Origin of the sequence: Streptomyces mangrovisoli (genome assembly GCF_000974985.2) — a bacterium.
Taxonomy (GTDB): Bacteria; Actinomycetota; Actinomycetes; order Streptomycetales; family Streptomycetaceae; genus Streptomyces; species Streptomyces mangrovisoli.
Genome location: NZ_LAVA02000033.1, coordinates 66682 through 84232, shown reverse-complemented (window position 1 = coordinate 84232; position 17551 = coordinate 66682). Strand labels below are relative to the sequence as shown.

At 72.4% G+C, this 17551-nt stretch carries 13 protein-coding genes and 2 tRNA genes; 6 read left to right on the top strand and 9 right to left on the bottom strand.

The window, feature by feature from the left end; genetic code table 11:
* Positions 1-580: 580 nt before the first annotated feature.
* Both WN71_RS15225 and WN71_RS15220 read left to right on the top strand, forming a co-directional pair.
* Complete coding sequence (locus tag WN71_RS15225; protein ID WP_046581838.1) at positions 581-2857, top strand: DEAD/DEAH box helicase; 2277 nt, start codon at positions 581-583, stop codon at positions 2855-2857.
* 341 nt (positions 2858-3198) lie between these two features.
* Positions 3199-4743 carry an amino acid permease gene (locus WN71_RS15220; protein ID WP_046581835.1) on the top strand — a complete coding sequence of 515 codons (1545 nt, stop codon included), beginning with the start codon at positions 3199-3201 and terminating at the stop codon, positions 4741-4743.
* A gap of 92 nt (positions 4744-4835) precedes the next feature.
* Here the strand turns inward: WN71_RS15220 and WN71_RS15215 are convergent.
* Positions 4836-4908: transfer RNA gene (locus tag WN71_RS15215), tRNA-Lys, on the bottom strand.
* Positions 4909-5021: 113 nt separating this feature from the next.
* Complete coding sequence (locus tag WN71_RS15210; protein WP_143074837.1) at positions 5022-9218, bottom strand: S53 family peptidase; 4197 nt, start codon at positions 9216-9218, stop codon at positions 5022-5024.
* 194 nt (positions 9219-9412) lie between these two features.
* Here WN71_RS15210 and WN71_RS15205 point away from each other — a divergent pair, with 194 nt between their 5' ends.
* Positions 9413-10390, top strand: coding sequence for a helix-turn-helix domain-containing protein (locus tag WN71_RS15205; protein WP_071369847.1), 978 nt, complete (start codon positions 9413-9415; stop codon positions 10388-10390).
* Positions 10391-10448: 58 nt separating this feature from the next.
* Here the strand turns inward: WN71_RS15205 and WN71_RS15200 are convergent, their stop codons facing one another.
* Positions 10449-11081 carry a GTP cyclohydrolase II gene (locus WN71_RS15200; protein WP_046593000.1) on the bottom strand — a complete coding sequence of 211 codons (633 nt, stop codon included), beginning with the start codon at positions 11079-11081 and terminating at the stop codon, positions 10449-10451.
* 188 nt (positions 11082-11269) lie between these two features.
* The gene (locus WN71_RS15195; protein ID WP_071369846.1) at positions 11270-11809 is read right to left on the bottom strand and encodes a MarR family winged helix-turn-helix transcriptional regulator; all 540 of its coding nucleotides are present in this window, start codon (positions 11807-11809) and stop codon (positions 11270-11272) included.
* 86 nt (positions 11810-11895) lie between these two features.
* Between WN71_RS15195 and WN71_RS15190 the strand changes: the two genes are divergently transcribed.
* Positions 11896-13026, top strand: coding sequence for a dihydrofolate reductase family protein (locus WN71_RS15190; RefSeq protein ID WP_071369845.1), 1131 nt, complete (start codon positions 11896-11898; stop codon positions 13024-13026).
* An 80-nt stretch (positions 13027-13106) separates the two neighbouring features.
* Positions 13107-13180: transfer RNA gene (locus WN71_RS15185), tRNA-Met, on the top strand.
* Between the two features lie 91 nt (positions 13181-13271).
* On the opposite strand, the gene WN71_RS15180 is transcribed toward WN71_RS15185, so the two are convergent.
* The 3 genes from WN71_RS15180 to hisN form a co-directional block, all read right to left on the bottom strand.
* On the bottom strand, positions 13272-13691 hold the full coding sequence (locus tag WN71_RS15180; RefSeq protein WP_046586687.1) for a Fur family transcriptional regulator: 420 nt from the start codon (positions 13689-13691) through the stop codon (positions 13272-13274).
* Positions 13692-13784: 93 nt separating this feature from the next.
* Complete coding sequence (locus WN71_RS15175) at positions 13785-14183, bottom strand: CBS domain-containing protein (RefSeq protein ID WP_046586686.1); 399 nt, start codon at positions 14181-14183, stop codon at positions 13785-13787.
* 194 nt (positions 14184-14377) lie between these two features.
* On the bottom strand, positions 14378-15178 hold the full coding sequence (gene hisN, locus WN71_RS15170) for a histidinol-phosphatase (RefSeq protein WP_046586685.1): 801 nt from the start codon (positions 15176-15178) through the stop codon (positions 14378-14380).
* 245 nt (positions 15179-15423) lie between these two features.
* On the opposite strand from hisN, the gene WN71_RS15165 reads away from it, so the two are divergent.
* Complete coding sequence (locus tag WN71_RS15165) at positions 15424-16035, top strand: TetR/AcrR family transcriptional regulator (RefSeq protein WP_046586684.1); 612 nt, start codon at positions 15424-15426, stop codon at positions 16033-16035.
* Positions 16036-16139: 104 nt separating this feature from the next.
* Here WN71_RS15165 and WN71_RS15160 read toward each other — a convergent pair whose 3' ends face one another.
* Both WN71_RS15160 and rsgA read right to left on the bottom strand, forming a co-directional pair.
* Complete coding sequence (locus tag WN71_RS15160; RefSeq protein WP_046586682.1) at positions 16140-16463, bottom strand: DMT family transporter; 324 nt, start codon at positions 16461-16463, stop codon at positions 16140-16142.
* Positions 16464-16539: 76 nt separating this feature from the next.
* Positions 16540-17550, bottom strand: a complete 1011-nt coding sequence (gene rsgA / locus WN71_RS15155) for a ribosome small subunit-dependent GTPase A (protein ID WP_046586681.1) — start codon at positions 17548-17550, stop codon at positions 16540-16542.
* Between the last annotated feature and the right edge of the window lies 1 nt (position 17551).

Sequence of the window (17551 nt, the reverse complement as noted above, 5' to 3'; positions counted from 1 at the left end):
GCCGGTGGGACCCCCTTCGCGCAGTTCCCCGCGCCCCTGGGTGGGCATGACCGAGCCCCGCCAGGGGCGCGGGGAACGGCGCGCCCAAGCCCCACCGGCCCGCAGGCTGACAGATCGCCGGTCCCGCCCCAGGGGCGCGGGGAACGGCGCGCCCAAGCCCCACCGGCCCGCAGCGGTGAAGCAAGGGGCGCGGGGAACTGCGCGATCAAGCCCCACCGGCCCGCAGCGGTGAAGCAAGGGGCGCGGGGAACTGCGCGATCAAGCGCCACGCACCCGCAGCGGTGAACAAGGGGCGCGGGGAACTGCGCGATCGGCCCCCACGGACCCGCAGCCCCGTTCACAGCCGAGCCCCCCGCAGGGGCCCGCGTGACGAGCGTCTCCCCACATCGGTTTGCCACCGGGGGTGCAGGGTGCGTATGGTGGTAGATCGTTTGATCCCATTTGCCCGGCGCCACCGCAGAGCGCGCCGTGTGGCGCGTACTCTCCCTTGCCGTGGCTGACCGCATTGAGGCGGTCGTATTGCGAATTCACGGAGTTGACGGGCGCGTGCCGACGAGACTCCGGAAGGTTTCGCATACGCATGTCCATTTCCAGTACTGATCACGCCGTCGTGCCCGAGAACGTCGAGAACGTCGAGCACGAGACCCCCGTGATCGAGGCCCCCGAGGCCATCGACGCCGTCGAGGAGACCACCGAGGTCGCCGACGCCGCCGACGAGACCCCCGAGGTCACCTTCGCCGAGCTGGGCCTGCCCGAGGGCGTCGTCCGCAAGCTCGCGCAGAACGGCGTGACGGTCCCCTTCCCGATCCAGGCCGCGACCATCCCGGACGCCCTGGCCGGCAAGGACATCCTCGGCCGTGGCCGCACCGGCTCCGGCAAGACCCTCTCCTTCGGTCTGCCGACCCTGGCCACGCTGGCCGGCGGTCGCACCGAGAAGCACAAGCCGCGCGCCGTCATCCTCACCCCGACCCGTGAGCTCGCGATGCAGGTCGCCGACGCGCTCCAGCCCTACGGCGACGTCCTCGGCCTGAAGATGAAGGTCGTCTGCGGCGGTACGTCCATGGGCAACCAGATCTACGCCCTCGAGCGCGGCGTCGACGTCCTCGTCGCCACCCCGGGCCGACTGCGCGACCTCATCAACCGCGGCGCCTGCTCCCTGGAGAACACCCAGATCACCGTCCTCGACGAGGCCGACCAGATGTCGGACCTGGGCTTCCTGCCCGAGGTCACCGAGCTGCTCGACCAGGTCCCGGCCGGCGGTCAGCGGATGCTCTTCTCCGCCACCATGGAGAACGAGATCAAGACCCTCGTCGACCGGTACCTCAACAACCCGGTCTCGCACGAGGTCGACGCCGCCCAGGGCGCCGTCACCACGATGTCGCACCACATCCTGATCGTGAAGCCCAAGGACAAGGCGCCGGTCACCGCGGCCATCGCCTCCCGCAAGGGCCGCACCATCATCTTCGTCCGCACCCAGCTCGGCGCCGACCGTGTCGCGGAGCAGCTGCGCGAGGCCGGTGCCAAGGCCGACGCGCTGCACGGCGGCATGACCCAGGGCGCGCGGACCCGCACCCTGGCCGACTTCAAGGACGGCTACGTCAACGTCCTGGTCGCCACCGACGTCGCCGCCCGCGGCATCCACGTCGACGGCATCGACCTGGTGCTGAACGTCGACCCGGCCGGCGACCACAAGGACTACCTGCACCGCGCGGGCCGCACCGCCCGGGCCGGCCGCACCGGCACGGTCGTCTCCCTGTCGCTGCCGCACCAGCGCCGTCAGATCTTCCGCCTGATGGAGGACGCGGGCGTCGACGCCTCGCGCCACATCATCCAGGGCGGCGCGGCCTTCGACCCGGAGGTCGCCGAGATCACCGGCGCCCGCTCCATGACCGAGGTCCAGGCCGAGTCCGCGGGCAACGCGGCGCACCAGGCCGAGCGCGAGGTCTCGCACCTCACCAAGCAGCTGGAGCGGGCCACCCGCCGCGCCACCGAGCTGCGCGAGGAGGCCGACCGCCTCGTCGCGCGGGTCGCCCGCGAGCGCGGCGAGGACCCGGAGGCCGCGGTGGCCGAGGCCCAGGCCGAGGCCGCCGAGGCGCTGACCGAGGCGTCCGTCCCGGAGCAGCCGGCCGCGCAGGACGTGGACCGCGCGGAGCGCACGGCGTCGGCGCCGTACGAGCGCCGTGAGCGCCGTGAGGACCGCGGCTTCAACCGCGACGACCGCGGTGACCGTGGCGGCTTCCGCCGTGACGACCGCGGTGGCGACCGGGGCGGCTTCCGCCGTGACGACCGTGGTGGCCGTTCCTTCAACCGTGACGACCGCGGTGGCGACCGTGGTGGTTTCCAGCGTCGTGACGACCGCGGTGAGCGCACGTTCAACCGTGACGACCGTGGCGGCCGTTCCTTCAACCGTGACGACCGCGGTGGCGACCGTGGTGGTTTCCAGCGTCGTGACGACCGCGGTGAGCGCACGTTCAACCGTGACGACCGTGGCGGCCGTTCCTTCAACCGCGACGACCGCGGCGGCGACCGTGGCGGCTTCAACCGTGACGACCGCGGTGGCCGCTCCTTCAACCGTGACGACCGTGGCGGCTTCCAGCGCCGTGACGACCGGGGCGAGCGCACCTTCAACCGTGACGACCGTGGCGGCTTCCGCCGTGACGACCGTCCGGCCGGCCACCGTGGCAGCGACCGTCCGTTCAACCGTGACCGCCGCGACGACCGTCCCGGCTTCCGCGCGGGCGGCCACGACCGTCCCTTCGGGCGCCGTGACGACCACCGCGGTTCCGGCTCCGGTTCCTCCGGCTCCGGCTCGTTCGGCCGCCGTGACGACAAGCCGCGCTGGAAGCGCAACGGCTGACGCGACCACCGTCGCGACGGCTGACGCCGAGTGACCCGTTCGAGGGCCCGTACGACACCTGTCGTACGGGCCCTCGGCCGTTCCGCCACGCCGCCCGCAAAGGTCTGCGGCGGCCGGGGAACGCCGTAGGGCCCGGTGGCACCGCGGGCCCGCTCCGCCGGGACCGGGAGGAACCCCTGGCAGTCCGGCCCGCGGCAGGGGAATCCCGGCCGAACGGGCCCAGCGGGCAATGGTTCCTCCGCGGCGACCCCGGTGATCCGCCCCAACTGCCGTCTTTACAAGCTGGTTTCCGGCCAGGGAGTGACGCATGTCACGCGCTCGCCGAGGGAATCGCTGGGGGCATGACAGATGACGCCATAACGAAGGGCCCCCAGGGCCTGTCGGACGAGGAGCGGCTCGCCCAGCTCGGCTACACCCAGGTCCTCGCCCGCCGTATGTCGGCGTTCTCCAACTACGCCGTCTCCTTCACGATCATCTCGGTCCTCTCGGGATGCCTGACCCTCTATCTCTTCGGCATGAACACCGGCGGCCCGGCGGTGATCACCTGGGGCTGGGTCGCGGTCGGCCTGATGACCCTCTTCGTCGGCCTGTCGATGGCCGAGATCTGTTCCGCCTACCCGACCTCCGCGGGCCTGTACTTCTGGGCCCACCGCCTCGCGCCGCCGCGCTCGGCGGCCGCCTGGGCGTGGTTCACCGGCTGGTTCAACGTGCTCGGCCAGGTCGCGGTGACCGCGGGCATCGACTTCGGCGCCGCGTCCTTCCTGGGCGCGTACCTGAACCTCCAGTTCGACTTCGAGGTCACGCCGGGCCGCACGGTGCTGCTGTTCGCGGGCATCCTGGTGCTGCACGGGCTGCTGAACACCTTCGGCGTGCGGATCGTCGCGTTCCTCAACAGCGTCAGCGTGTGGTGGCACGTGCTGGGGGTCGGGGTGATCGTGGGCGCCCTGGCCTTCGTACCGGACAAGCACCAGTCGACGTCCTTCGTCTTCACGCAGTTCGTCAACAACACCGGCTGGGGCAGCGGGGTGTACGTGGTCCTGATCGGTCTGCTGATGGCGCAGTACACCTTCACCGGATACGACGCCTCCGCGCACATGACCGAGGAGACCCACGACGCGTCCACGGCCGGACCCAAGGGGATCGTCCGCTCCATCTGGACGTCGTGGATCGCCGGCTTCGTCCTGCTGCTCGGCTTCACCTACGCGATCCAGTCGTACGACAAGGAACTCGCGTCGCCGACCGGCGCGCCGCCCGCGCAGATCCTGCTGGACGCCCTCGGCGCCACCTCGGGCAAGCTGCTGCTGCTCGTCGTGATCGGCGCGCAGCTGTTCTGCGGGATGGCCTCGGTGACCGCCAACAGCCGCATGATCTACGCCTTCTCGCGCGACGGCGCCCTGCCGTTCTCGCACGTCTGGCACACCGTCAGCCCGCGCACCCGCACCCCGGTCGCGGCGGTCTGGCTGGCCGCGGCGGGCGCCCTGGTGCTCGGTCTGCCGTACCTCATCAACTACGCGGCCTACGCGGCCGTCACCTCGATCGCGGTGATCGGCCTCTACATCGCCTACGTCGTCCCGACGCTGCTGCGGGTCCGCAAGGGCGACGCCTTCGAACGCGGCCCCTGGCACCTGGGCCGCTGGTCACGGTTGATCGGAATCGTCTCGGTGACGTGGGTCGGCGCGATCACGGTCCTGTTCATGCTGCCGCAGGTCTCCCCCGTCACCTGGGAGACCTTCAACTACGCCCCGATCGCGGTCCTCGCGGTGCTCGGCTTCGCCGCCCTGTGGTGGGTGCTGTCGGCCCGTCACTGGTTCCTGAACCCCACCCACCGGCGCACGCTCGCCCGCGAGGCGGCCCGGGCCGGAGCGCCGGAACCGGTCGACCCGTAATCCCGCCGCCCGGCCCGCCGGGCCGGCCCCGGACGCCACGACGCCCGCACCGGATCGATCCGGTGCGGGCGTCGTGGGGCGGCTGCCTTCGGTAGGCCCTGTGGGACTCGAACCCACAACCAATGGATTAAAAGTCCACTGCTCTGCCAATTGAGCTAAGGGCCCAGGCGATGTTGCCTCCCTGAGCATAGCCGGACGCGGCCGGGTCTCCGATCGGGTATCGGGACTCGGCCGCGTCGCGGGGTCCGGGCCCGGCGGCGGGGCCGCCGGGCGCGGGCTCACTTCATTTCCGACAGGGCCTTGTCCACTCCCGCGAGCGGGGAGCCGAGGCCGGTGACGGTGTCGTAGCCGGTCCCCGCGGTGCACTCGGTGCCGCAGGCGCCGTTGCTGCCGGAGGTGACGTCGTACAGGTGGTCGCCCAGGGCGTAGACGTCCTTGTGGGCGGTGTCGCCGGCGGTGCCCGCGGAGGCGAGCGGCGCCTTGCCGGCGGCCGACCGGAGCTGGTCCGTGGCGGCCAGGATGCCCGCCCAGGACGGCGCCGAGAGGCTGGTGCCGCCGACCTGGAGCCAGATGCCCGCGTTGCTGGTGGCGGTGGTGTACACGGCGACTCCGGTGGTCGGGTCGGCGACGAAGCTGACGTCGGGGGTGGCCCGGTACGCCGACGACTGGACGCCGTCCTGGTACGCGGGGCGCTTCTCGAAGTAGCTCAGGCCGCCGCCGGTCGAGGCCCAGGCGGTCTCCGACTGGGTGGCGCCCGAGGCGTCGAGCGTCAGCTTGGTGCCGCCGACGGCCAGCGCGTACGGGTTGGTGCTGGAGTAGCCGGCCGGGTAGCCGTCGTCACCGGTGGACTGGGTGCACACCGAGTCGGCGAGCTTGCAGTGGCTGTCGTAGTACGACTCCTCGGAGAACTCCGACATGCCCCAGCTGTTGCTGACGGCCGCCGGGTGCAGCGCCGCCGCCACGTCGACGGCCTGGTAGAGGGCCTCGGCGGACGCGTCGGCCGCCTCGACCAGGACGATCTTGGCGTGCGGGGCGACCGCGTGCACCCACTCGATGTCGAGGGCTTCCTCCTCCTCCCAGCTGGAGTTCGCGTCCGGCGTGGTGCCCGCCGCGTGGACCTGGGAGAAGTCGAAGCAGTCGGTGCCCTTCTCGACGCTGTCGCAGGTCTGCGGCAGGCCGAAGTGGGCGGCGAAGTGGTTCAGGTCGGACGCGGCGTTCGGGTAGTCGTAGGCGTCGACGATCGCGACCGTCTGGCCGGTGCCGTCACCCGTGAGCCCGAGCCGGGCCTGGATCTGCTGCGGGGTGTAGCCCTTGGTGGTCTCGTTGACGTCCGTGGTGCCGGAGGCGGTCACGGTGTCGGGGTCGGTGACCTTGGTCGAGGACTTGATCTGGAGGGGGAGCGAGGCCGTGCCCTTGGGCAGGCCGGGGTCCTTCAGCGGGGCGGCCGCCTGGATGTCGGCGGTGGTGCCGAACGCGGCGTCGTCCTTGGTGTCCGCCGTGCTGCTCGGGACGGCGGAGGTGGTGCTCGCGCCGCTGCCGCCGGTCACCGAGTAGACGGTGATGCCGTGCTGGTAGTAGTCGGACGAGTAGTAGTCGAAGCCGCCGGTCTGCAGGGAGATGGCGAAGGCCCGCTGGTCCTGCGTGGTGGCGATCAGGTCGTCCGCCGACGAGGACGTGACGTGGGCGGCGACCAGGGTGCCGGCGAAGAGACCGAAGTCCTCGGCGGCCGGGTCCGGGTAGCTGTCGTCGGGGTCGAGCGGCAGGCCGTAGCCGTAGATGCCGTTGATCGCGGCGATCAGGTGGTCGGTGCCGGAGCCGTCCCCGTCGACGACGGCGGAGAAGGGCATGACGCCCAGGCTGACGTTGTAGGGGTCGCCGCCGTCGGCCGGGAAGACGGTGACGCCGTTGTAGCGCAGCTCGATCAGGCCGTCGGCCTTGGACGCGACGAATCCGATGTGGGTGTTGACGCCGGTGGTGTGGTGCGTGAGCACGACCGAGCCGTCGGCGGTGTCGAGGATCTGGGTGAGGTGGGTGATGCCGAGGCCGGCCGGCTTGTCGCCGCCGAAGGAGAAGGCGACACCCCGCCCGTTCGCGCCGGGGATGGCGGAGCTGACGTAGACGCCCTGGTCCTGGACGACCCAGTCGGCGTCCTTGGCATCGTTCGGCAGCGCGCTCCAGCGGGCCTTGCCGGTCGCGGACAGGCTCAGCTCGGTGGGGGCCGGGTCGGAGACCCCGGTGCCGTAGGCGGACCGGTGACCGCCGTACTCCAGATAGAGGTTGCCGTCGGCGTCGGCGGCGACGTTCGAGAAGACCAGCGTCTTCCCGGTGGTGCCGGACGGGGTGTACGTCCACAGGGCCTTGCCGGCGCCGTCGTACGCCGCGACGGAGTGGCTGCCCGCGGCGACGACCTCGCTGCCGCCGTGGCCGTCGCCGGTCACGGTGACGGTCGGCACGAAGCCGCCGCCGAGGTCCTTGTCAGCGCGTACGGCACCCGTGGCGGTGGTCAGCACGGCGAAGCCGGAGGTGGTGGCCGCGACCAGGGAGGCCGTCCTGCGGCCCTTGGCGTCGGTCAGGGTCGCCGTCTGGAGCTGGCGGACGGGTCCGCCGACGGTGGCGTGCCACAGCTGCCGCGGCACGGCGTCGTCGAGGGTGCGGCCGTCGAGGGCGAACACGCCTCGGCTCTGGCCGCCGACCACGAGGTCCTTGACGCCGTCGCCGTTCACGTCCGCCGCGACGGCCGTGTAGGCGTCGCCGAGCTGCGGCAGGGTGGTGGTGGCGGTGCCCTTGCGCGGGTCGGTCACGTAGGCGGTGTCGTCGTAGCCGAACGTCAGCAGAGCGCCGCGGTAGTCGGTGATCCGGTCGCCGACGACGGCGCCGTCCTGAGCCCAGTCGACGCCGCCGCGGCGGCCGTCGAGTGCGGTGAGCTGCGTGTGCTCGGGGCCGTCGGGCCGGTCGGAGCTCCACTCGACCGGGTCGGAGATCGCGGCGACCACGTCGGCGCCGTCGTTCTCCCACTTCAGGTCGGTGGTGGGGGCGTTGGCGCCGCCCACGGTGGAGGCGGTGGTACGCGTCCACAGGGTCTTGCCGTGGGAGTCCCAGCCGGAGATCGTGCTCTGGCCGTCCGACAGGTCCGCGTTGATGCCGAGTTCGGCCACCGCGTACGCGGCCTGGCCGCCGTGCGCGTCGGTGTTGACCTCGAAGTCCTCGGGGATGGTGCCCTCGCGGGAGGCGAGGACGGTGCGCTTGCCCGAGTGGGCGTCCACGCCGGTCAGGTCCCAGCGGACGGCGTCGTAGGGGTCGTTCTGCTCGACGACCAGGACCCGGTCCGAGTCCGGGTCGGCGGCCAGCATCCGCGGGTAGCCGGCGGTCTTGGTGTCGACCGTGGCCTTGCCGCTGGAGCCGCTGAGGACGAGCACGTGCCCGGCGGCGGGCCGCGGGTTGCCGAGGCCCATCGGGGTGTCGGTCCAGGACGCGGCGATCCGGCCGCCGGACAGCGTGGTCAGATCGCCCCAGTAGGCCCAGGGCGCACCGGTGGAGTACGTCCAGGAGACGTGCCCGGTGAGCTTGCCCTTGCCGCCGGAGGTGAAGGAGTACGCGGTGAGGTTCGAGCGGCTGTCGCCCTGCTCGGCGACCGGGTTGTTGGACCAGTCCGGGCCGGTGCGGTCGGCGACGACCAGCTTGCCGTCCTGCACCAGCATCGAACCGACGTATCCCGGCAGCAGCTTGCTGTAGAGGGTGGAGCCGGTCCGGCCGTCGAGGACGGTGAGGAAGGTGCCGGTCTGGAGGTCGGAGCCGGGGGAGGTGAACTCACGGACCGGGTTGCTGCCGACGTTGTAGGCGACCGCGAGATCGGCGACGCCGTCGTGGTTGAAGTCGCCGGTGGCGTAGGGGCTCTTGCCGGTGCTGGAGGGCTGGTAGGGGTTGTAGCCCTCGTACAGCTCCGGGACGTACTCCTCGGCCTGGAGCGAACTGGTCGGCTTCACTCCCCAGTCCGTCATCAGTGAGTGGCTGGTGCGCGTCCACACCGGGTCACCCTTGGCGTCCGTGCGGGTCACGGTGCCGGAGCTGTAGATGCCGAGCCAGTCGCCGGTGCCGCCGAGCGTCGTGGTCGAGGCGACGCCGCGGGCGGTCTCCCACTGGCCGTCCTGCTTCAGTCCGAAGGCGCTGCCGCCCGTGCTGCCCGAGTCGTCCGTGCCGGAACCCGAACCCGTGCTCGTGGAGCCGGAGTCGGAGCCGGTGTCCGAGGCCGTGCCGTCGCCGCCGACCGAGGCCACCTGGCCGGGGGTGCCGTCGGCGCGGGTCTTGTAACGGGCGCTCAGTTTCTTCAGGGCCGACGGGGTCAGCTTGATGACGCTCTTGTCGTGGTCGGCCGCCTGGGCGGCGGGGGCGCCGACCACTCCGGTCGCGCCGAGCGCGGCGGCGGCCAGCATCGCGGGGGCGAGCCGGCGTATTCGTCTGCTGCGGGACAACAGCACACTTCCTCCTCTTCGTTCGCCGGACCGGTCGGGGTGTCACCGGCCCGGCACCTGCGTACCTTCGCAGTCGCGGCCGGTCCGGAGGGAGAGGTTCCGGTGGCCGATACCGGCCAGGTGAGGGAATCGGCCAGCGCCTAGACTCGGGCCGTCGCCATCCTTGACAGCGATGTCAACACCGAAGGGAACGTGGGCCGTTGCTGGAAGCACTGGGCATCGACGGGCACACCGAGCGGGTCTACGGCCTGCTGATACGCGACTCGCCCCGCGCGGCGTCCGAAGTCGCCGCGGAACTGGGCTGTTCCGTCGACCGGGCCCGCCGGGCTCTGGAGATCCTGGTGGAGGCCGGGCTGGTCACGACGGAGGGCGGGCGCCCGGTCCGCCATCGCGCGGTCGACCCCCGCCTCGGCCTCGCCGCCCTGCACCGGACCCGGTTGCACGAGGTGGAGCGGGCGGCGCGCGACGTGGACTCCTATGTCGCCGAGTACCACGAGCGGATGCTGCGTTCCGACACCCGGCGGCTGGTGGAGGTGGTGGAGGGACCGCGCGCCATCTCCGCCCGTATCGCGGAACTGCTCGCCGGGGCCGAGCACGAGGTGCTCGCGTTCGACGCCCCGCCCTATGTGAACGGGAACGGCGCCACGGCCGCCGAGGAGGAGGTGCTGCGCCGGGGCGTCGCCGTCCGCGCCATCTACCAGACCGAGGTGCTCGAACTGCCCGACCACGCGGCCAGCCTGCGGCGGATCACCGCGCTCGGCGAGCAGGCCCGGGTGGTCCCGCGGGTCCCGATCAAGATGGTGATGGTGGACGGCCGCGACGCGGTGGTGCCGCTGACCGCCAGCGACGAGGGGACGCGGAGCACCATCGCCCAGGTCCGCCGTTCCCGGCTGTGCGACGCGCTGCGCGAACTCTTCGAGGCGTACTGGGCCCAGGCGACCCCCGTCTTCGCCGCGGCGCCGGCCGCCCCCGCCGCGGGTGGCCACCCGGACCTCTCCGAGCAGGACCAGGCGCTGCTCGGCCTGCTCAACGCGGGCCTCAAGGACGAGGCGGTGCAGCGTCAACTCGGCATCAGCGAGCGGACGCTGCGGCGGCGCACGGCCGAGCTGACCGACCGGCTGGGCGCCACCAGCCGCTTCCAGGCGGGGGCGCAGGCGGTGCGGCGGGGGTGGATCTGAGGGCGGTCGGACCGGGGCGGGTGGCCGCGAGGCGGGCGGGGCCCGGCCCTGCGGGGGCTCAGCCCACGTGCAGTTCCGCCAGGGGCAGGGTGTGCTGGGTCTGCAGGACCTTGGCGCGCAGGTAGCGGACGTTGTGGTCGGTGGTGAAGACGCCGGTGGGGACGCGGTCCCGGACGTCCATGCCCAGGGTGCGCAACTGCTCCGCCTTGTCGGGGTTGTTGGAGAGCAGGTCGAGCCGGTCCACGCCGAGCGCGCGCAGCATCTGGGCCGCCGCGGTGTAGTCGCGGGCGTCCTCGGGCAGGCCGAGCGCGGCGTTCGCCTCGTAGGTGTCCAGGCCCTGGTCCTGGAGGGCGTAGGCGTCGAGCTTGTTGTAGAGGCCGATGCCGCGGCCCTCCTGGCGCAGGTAGAGCAGGACGCCGCCGCGTTCGGCGATGCGCTCGACCGCCTCGCGCAGCTGCGGACCGCAGTCGCAGCGGGCCGAGCCGAAGACGTCCCCGGTCAGGCACTCGGAGTGCAGGCGGACCAGGGGGGTGGTGCCGGGGGCCGGGTCGCCGAGGACGACGGCCACGTGCTCCTGGCCGTCGGTCAGGCCGTGGAAGGTGACGAGTTCGGCGTCGACGCTGTAGCCGTCCTGGAAGCGCAGCGGCACCCGGACGCGGGCGCGGGGCGTGGCGGCGGGGATGTCGGGCATGCGGGTTCTCCGTCTTCCGTGAACTCGCTGCTTCAGATTTGAAGCAGAAGGTCGAGGTCGAACCTACCTCATGCTTTAAAGTTGAAGCAACGCCCTTTCCGGAGGCCGGGGGCGAGTTCACCCGCGGGCCGCGGGGAACTGCGCGAACGAGCCCCACCGGCCCGCGGATGCCCCGCGAGGGATGCGGCTCAGGAGCAGGGCGGGTCCGGGGCGGAGCCCGGGGTCGGGGCCGAGCGCCGCAGCCACGGCACGTCGCCCGACGGGCAGCCCGGGTCCTCCCCCTGAAGCCCGCGCGCGACCCCCGTGAAGATCTCCTCCAGCTGCGCCACCTGCTCCGGGCTGAGCCGGTCGAACAGCAGGCCGCGGACGGTCTCGACATGGCCGGGGGCCGTCCGCTCCAGCACGGCCATGCCCTCGTCGGTCAGCGCCGCCACGCTGCCCCGCTTGTCCCAGCGGCAGTCCTCGCGGCGCACCAGGCCGTCCTTCTCCAGCCGGGCCACCGCGTAGGTCAGCCGGCTGCGGGTGATCTTCGACCGCTCCGCGAGGTCGGTCATCCGCAGCCGCCGCTCCGGCGATTCGGAGAGGTTGGCGAGGATGGAGTAGTAGAGATGAGGCATACCGGCGTCCTGCTGGAGCTGCCGGTCGATCGCGTCCTCCAGGAGGTGCGTCGCGGCGAGGTACGCGCGCCAGGCGCGCTGCTCCTCCGGGGTGAGCCAGCGGGTCGTCATGGCTCCAGTGTAGTTTTGTTTCAAACTTGAACCAAGTCGTCCGTCCGGCTTTCTCGTTCCGTCCAGCCCGCCAGGGAGCGCGCCCGATGCCGTATCCGTACGTCCTGCTGTCCGCCGCCGTCTCCCTCGACGGCTTCCTGGACGACACCGGTCCCGAGCGCCTGCTGCTCTCCAGCCGGGCCGACTTCGACCGGGTCGACGAGGTGCGGGCGTCCGTCGACGCGATCCTCGTCGGGGCCGGCACCATCCGCGCCGACAACCCGCGGCTGCTGGTGAACTCGCCCGAGCGGCGGGCCGTCCGGATCGCCGAGGGGCGGAGCGCGTATCCGCTCAAGGTCACCGTCAGCGGCTCCGGCGAACTCGACCCCGCCGCCCACTTCTGGCACACCGGCGGCGACAAGGCCGTCTACACCACGGACAAGGGCGCCGCGCGCGCCCGCGGCCTCGGCCTCGCGGCCGACGTCGTCGCCCTCGGCCCCGACCTCGACTGGCGCGCGCTGCTGGAGCATCTGCACGACGTGCGCGGGGTGCGCCGGCTGATGGTCGAGGGCGGCGGCACCGTCCACACCCAGCTGCTCCGGCAGGGCCTCGCCGACGAGCTCCAGCTCGTCCTCGCCCCGCTCTTCGTCGGCGACCCCGACGCCCCCCGCCTCTTCGGGCCCGGCGGCTACCAGGGCGGGCGGCTGCGGCTGCTGGAGACCCGCGCCGTCGGGGACGTCGTCCTCATGCGCTACGAGCCCACCGCGCCCGGCACCGGCCGGCTCCCGTCCGCCGCCGACCGGCACTGGCTGTGGCTCGCCTGCCAGCTGGCCGCGCTCTGCCCGCCCTCGCGGACCGCGTTCAGCGTGGGCGCGGTGGTGGTCGCCGCCGACGGCACCGAGCTGGCCCGCGGCCACTCGCGGGAGGGCGGCGACCCGGTCGTGCACGCCGAGGAGGCGGCCCTCGCCAAGCTGGACCCGGCCGATCCGCGGCTGCCCGGCGCCACGGTCTACAGCAGCCTGGAGCCCTGTGCCCGGCGGGCGTCCCGCCCGGCCCCCTGTGCCCGGCTGATCCTGGACGCGGGGGTGCGGCGGGTGGTGACCGCCTGGCGCGAGCCGGACACGTTCGTCACGGGCGCCGACGGCACCGGGCTGCTGGCGGCGAACGGCGTCGACGTGGTCGTACTGGCGGAGCACGAGAAGGCCGCGCAGGCCCCCAACCGGCACCTCCTCGGCTAGCCCGCCGGGGCCCGGCCGCCGCCCCGCCCGCCGACCGGTTCGCTTCCAGCCCCGCGGATGGCGTACAGTGGAGTCAACGACGCGGGGTGGAGCAGCTCGGTAGCTCGCTGGGCTCATAACCCAGAGGTCGCAGGTTCAAATCCTGTCCCCGCTACTGATGGCCGAGGGCCGGAATCCTTAAGGGTTCCGGCCCTCGGTTTTTGCGTCCGCGAAAGTTCGCGAAGTCCGCGACGGCGCGGCCCGCCTCAGGCCGTCGTCGCGCAGGTCGGGCAGAGGCCGCGGTAGGTGACCTCCACGTCCGACACCTTGAAGCCGAAGCGCTCCGAGTCGGGCAGGTCGGCCAGCGGGTCGCCCGACGGGTGGACGTCCCGGATCTGGCCGCACCCGGCGCACACCAGATGGTGGTGCGGGCGGTGCGCGTTGGGGTCGTAGCGCTTGGCGCGCCGGTCGGTGGTGACCTCCAGGACCTCACCGAGGGTGACGAGCTCGCCCAGCGTGTTGTAGACGGTCGCGCGGGAGATCTCGGGCAGCTTGACCACGGCCCTCATGTGGACCTCGTCGGCCGTCAGATGGACGTGCTCGCCGTCCAGGACCTCGGCCACGACACGGCGCTGGGCGGTCATCCGCCAGCCGCGTCCTCGCAGCCGTTCCAGAAGGTCACTCATGGCCACCACCTTAACAGCCACGAGACCACTTTCCGAATAGGTGTGACTTTGGAGAGTTGATTGACTTAGACAGAGTCTAAGCTCTGGTCGAGGTCAGGCCGGGGCGTGTTCGCGTCGGCGGGCCGGGACCCAGCAGCGGATGATGTCGCGGACCGAGACGACCCCCACGGGCTCGCCGCCGTCCAGGACGATGAGGTGCCTGAAGCCGCCGTGGGCCATGGCGGAGGCCGCCTCCTCCAGGCTCCAGGCCGGGGTGGCGAACACGACGTCGGTGGTGGTGTGGGCGTGGACGGGCTCGGTGTCCGGGCTCTGGCCGAGCCCCACCGAGTTCAGGATGTCGCGCTCGGTCAGGATGCCGATCCCGCCGGCGTCGGGGTCCAGGACCACCGCGGCGCCGATGCGGCGCGCGGACATCAGCGCGGCGGCCTGGCGGAGCGTGTGTGCGGGGCCGATGGTGAGGATCGTCGTGCTCATGGCTTCGTGGACGAGCATGTGTGGAGCCACCTCCTCGGGGATCGGTGCGGGGTCCCCGGGCGGGCGCGGCCGCTGGTGCGGGTACGCCGGACCGGCTGGTGCACCGATTCACAAATGCACAAGTGGGGGAGCTCTCAGAGTGACAGGTAAAGCAGGGGTCAACAAGAGGGCGTGCGCGGCCACTTGAGGGCGCGCACGCTCATCTGTGCTTCTCAGTACCGCTGGTTGAGATACCCCAGCAGCTCGTCGTGGAGAAGGCCGTTGGACGCCGCCGCGTTGCCGCTGTGCGGGCCGGGGCGGCCGTCGAGGCCGGTGAAGGTACCGCCGGCCTCCGTGACGACGATCGCGGTCGCCGCCATGTCCCAGAGCGACAGCTCCGGTTCGGCGCACAGGTCCACCGAGCCCTCGGCGACCATCATGTACGGCCAGAAGTCGCCGTACGCGCGCGTGCGCCAGACCTCGCGGGTGAGGTCGAGGAAGCCGTTCAGCCGGCCCTGCTCCTCCCAGCCGCTCAGCGACGAGTAGGCGAAGGACGCGTCCGTCAGCTTGGAGACCTGGGAGACGCGCAGCCGGGACGCGGAGGACAGGCTGCGGCCCGTGAACGCGCCGTGGCCCTTCGAGGCCCACCAGCGGCGGCCGAGCGCGGGGGCGGAGACCAGGCCGGCCACCGGCTGGTAGCCGCCCTCGCCCGCCTCCATCAGGGCGATCAGGGTGGCCCAGACCGGCACGCCGCGGACGTAGTTCTTGGTGCCGTCGATCGGGTCGATCACCCAGCGGCGGGGGCCGGTGCCCTCGATGCCGTACTCCTCGCCGAGGACCGCGTCGCGCGGCCGGGCGCGCTGGAGGTGACCGCGGATGAGTTCCTCGGCGGCCCGGTCGGCCTCGCTCACCGGCGTCATGTCCGGCTTGGTCTCGACCTTGAGGTCGAGCGCCTTGAACCGGGCCATGGTGGCGGCGTCCGCGGCGTCCGCGAGGACGTGGGCGAGGCGCAGGTCGTCCAGGTAGTCGGGCATGGGACGAACCGTATCCGCCGAGGTCGGTGCGGGGCCACACGGGGGGCGAGAGGGAAGGGGCGCCCGGCTTTCGCGCGGGTGTGTGGAAACAGCCGTATGGAGGGGGCGTTGGGGGGCCTTTGCGCCGGCTGCCGGTCTCCGGGACTCCGCGGCTCCGGTGCCGGGGAACGGCCTCGCGGACCCTTGACAGTGGTTCCGTGCGCGTCAAATCTGGGCGCAGTGCCGCTCGCCCCCAGGAGGCGATCATGCCAGCTGCACGGGAATCCCTGCTCGACGCCGCCGTCAGGGCGCTCGACCGGCGCTCGTGGTCCGCCGTGCGGATGGTCGACGTGGCCGCGGCCGCGGGGGTGTCCCGGCAGACGCTGTACAACGAGTTCGGCAGCAAGGAAGGTCTCGCGCGGGCCCTGGTGCGCAGGGAGGCGGACGGCTATCTCGCCGGGGTGGAGCGGGCGCTCGCGGTCCCCGCGGACCCGCGCGAGCGGCTCACCGCCGCCGCCGAGTGGACCACGGCGGCGGCCCGGGACAACGCGCTGGTACGGGCCATGCTGACCGGATGCTGGAGCGACCGGCTGCCCTCGCCGACGCTGTCCGCGGTGGCGTCCTCCTCGGCGGTCCCGGCGCAGCGGCGCGCGGACGGGCCGCTGCCGTCGCCCGGGGACTTCGTCGTGATCGTCCGCGATCGGGCGGTGGCGGTGCTGGCGAGTGCGGCGGCGTCTCCGGCGGAGGCCTCCGAGCTGGTCCGCTGTTGCGAACTGGCGGTGCGGCTGGCTCTGTCGTGCGTGGCGGCTCCGCCGGGGGTGGGTGGGGTCGGCGACCTGGTTCGGGGGGTGTTCGCGCACCCGCACGCGGTTCGCTGAGTCGTGCCTTCCGCTGGGCCGCGGGGGAATGCGGGGCGGTGTTCGGCTGCGGGTGTGTTGTGGCTGGTCGCGCGGTTCCTCGCGCCCCTGAGGGGGCTGGGGGACTAGTGGGCCGAGCCCGATAGTTGGAGGCCGATCACTCCCACGATGACCAGGCTGATCGAGACCAGCTTCAGGACGGAGACCAGGTCGCCCAGGAAGACCATTCCGTAGATCGCCGTGCCGGCCGCGCCGATGCCGGTCCACACCGCGTACGCGGGACCCACGTCCAGCTTGCGCAGCGCGAGGGTCAGCAGGCCGAAGCTGCCCAGGGCGAACGCGGAGAAGGCCACCGTCGGCCAGAACCGCGTGAAGCCGTGGGAGAGCTTGAGGCACACCGCGAAACCGGTCTCCAGCATTCCGGCCACCACGACCAGCAGCCACGCCATGCGCAGTCCTCCCGTATGTCCGGCTCGGTGCGAGTATGCACTTACCGGCCTCAGGGGATCACAAACAACACCGTGGTCAGTCGCCTTCCCGGCGCTCACGCGTCGCGAGCAGACGCCGCAGCGAGTACAGCCGGGCCGGGTCCGCGTGGCCCTCGGCCACCCAGGCGTCCAGCGCGCAGTCCGGCTCGTCGTGGCTGCACGCGCGCGGGCAGCCCTCGGTGCCCGGCTCCAGGTCCGGGAACGCGTGGATGACCCGGGACGGATCGATGTGCGCGAGCCCGAACGACCGGACGCCCGGCGTGTCGACGACCCAGCCCTCCGCGTCCGCGAGCGGCAGCGCCAGCGCGGACGTGGTGGTGTGCCGGCCGCGGCCGGTCACCGCGTTCACATGCCCGGTCGAACGCCGCCGGTCCACCGGCACCAGCGAGTTCACCAGCGTCGTCTTGCCCACGCCGGAGTGGCCCACGAACGCCGTGACCCGGCCGTCGAGATGGGCGCGCACCCGGTCCGCCGCGTCGCCGTTCTCCAACTCGTCGCGGCTGGTGACGACATAGGGGATGTCGAGGTCGCCGTAGAGCTCGAGGAGCTTGTCGGCCGGGGCGAGATCCGACTTGGTCAGCACCAGCAGCGGCTCCAGGCCGCCGTCGTAGGCGGCGACCAGGCAGCGGTCGATCAGCCGCGGGCGCGGTTCGGGGTCGGCGAGCGCGGTGACCACGGCGAGCTGGTCGGCGTTGGCGACGACGACCCGCTCGAAGGGGTCGTCGTCGTCCGCGGTGCGGCGCAGCACCGAGGCGCGTTCCTCGATCCGCACGATGCGCGCGAGGGTGTCCTTCGCGCCGGACAGGTCGCCGACCAGGGCCACCCGGTCGCCCACCACGGCCGCCTTGCGGCCCAGCTCGCGGGCCTTCATCGCGGTGATGGTGCGGTCGTCGACCAGACAGGTCAGCCGGCCCCGGTCCACGGTGAGGACCAGACCCTCGGCGGCGTCCTCGTGCTTGGGCCGGATGTTGGTCCGCGGCCGGTTGCCCTTGCGGTTGGGACGGCTGCGGATGTCGTCCTCGTCGGTGTGCTTGCCGTAGCGGCGCATG

Coding starts and splice junctions, on each gene's coding strand:
- WN71_RS15225 (WP_046581838.1), top strand. CDS start 581: ATGTCCATTTCCAGTACTGATCACGCCGTCGTGCCCGAGAACGTCGAG.
- WN71_RS15220 (WP_046581835.1), top strand. CDS start 3,199: ATGACAGATGACGCCATAACGAAGGGCCCCCAGGGCCTGTCGGACGAG.
- WN71_RS15200 (WP_046593000.1), bottom strand. CDS start 11,081: ATGCCCGACATCCCCGCCGCCACGCCCCGCGCCCGCGTCCGGGTGCCG.
- WN71_RS15195 (WP_071369846.1), bottom strand. CDS start 11,809: ATGACGACCCGCTGGCTCACCCCGGAGGAGCAGCGCGCCTGGCGCGCG.
- WN71_RS15190 (WP_071369845.1), top strand. CDS start 11,896: ATGCCGTATCCGTACGTCCTGCTGTCCGCCGCCGTCTCCCTCGACGGC.
- WN71_RS15180 (WP_046586687.1), bottom strand. CDS start 13,691: ATGAGTGACCTTCTGGAACGGCTGCGAGGACGCGGCTGGCGGATGACC.
- WN71_RS15175 (WP_046586686.1), bottom strand. CDS start 14,183: ATGCTCGTCCACGAAGCCATGAGCACGACGATCCTCACCATCGGCCCC.
- hisN (WP_046586685.1), bottom strand. CDS start 15,178: ATGCCCGACTACCTGGACGACCTGCGCCTCGCCCACGTCCTCGCGGAC.
- WN71_RS15165 (WP_046586684.1), top strand. CDS start 15,424: ATGCCAGCTGCACGGGAATCCCTGCTCGACGCCGCCGTCAGGGCGCTC.
- WN71_RS15160 (WP_046586682.1), bottom strand. CDS start 16,463: ATGGCGTGGCTGCTGGTCGTGGTGGCCGGAATGCTGGAGACCGGTTTC.
- rsgA (WP_046586681.1), bottom strand. CDS start 17,550: ATGCGCCGCTACGGCAAGCACACCGACGAGGACGACATCCGCAGCCGT.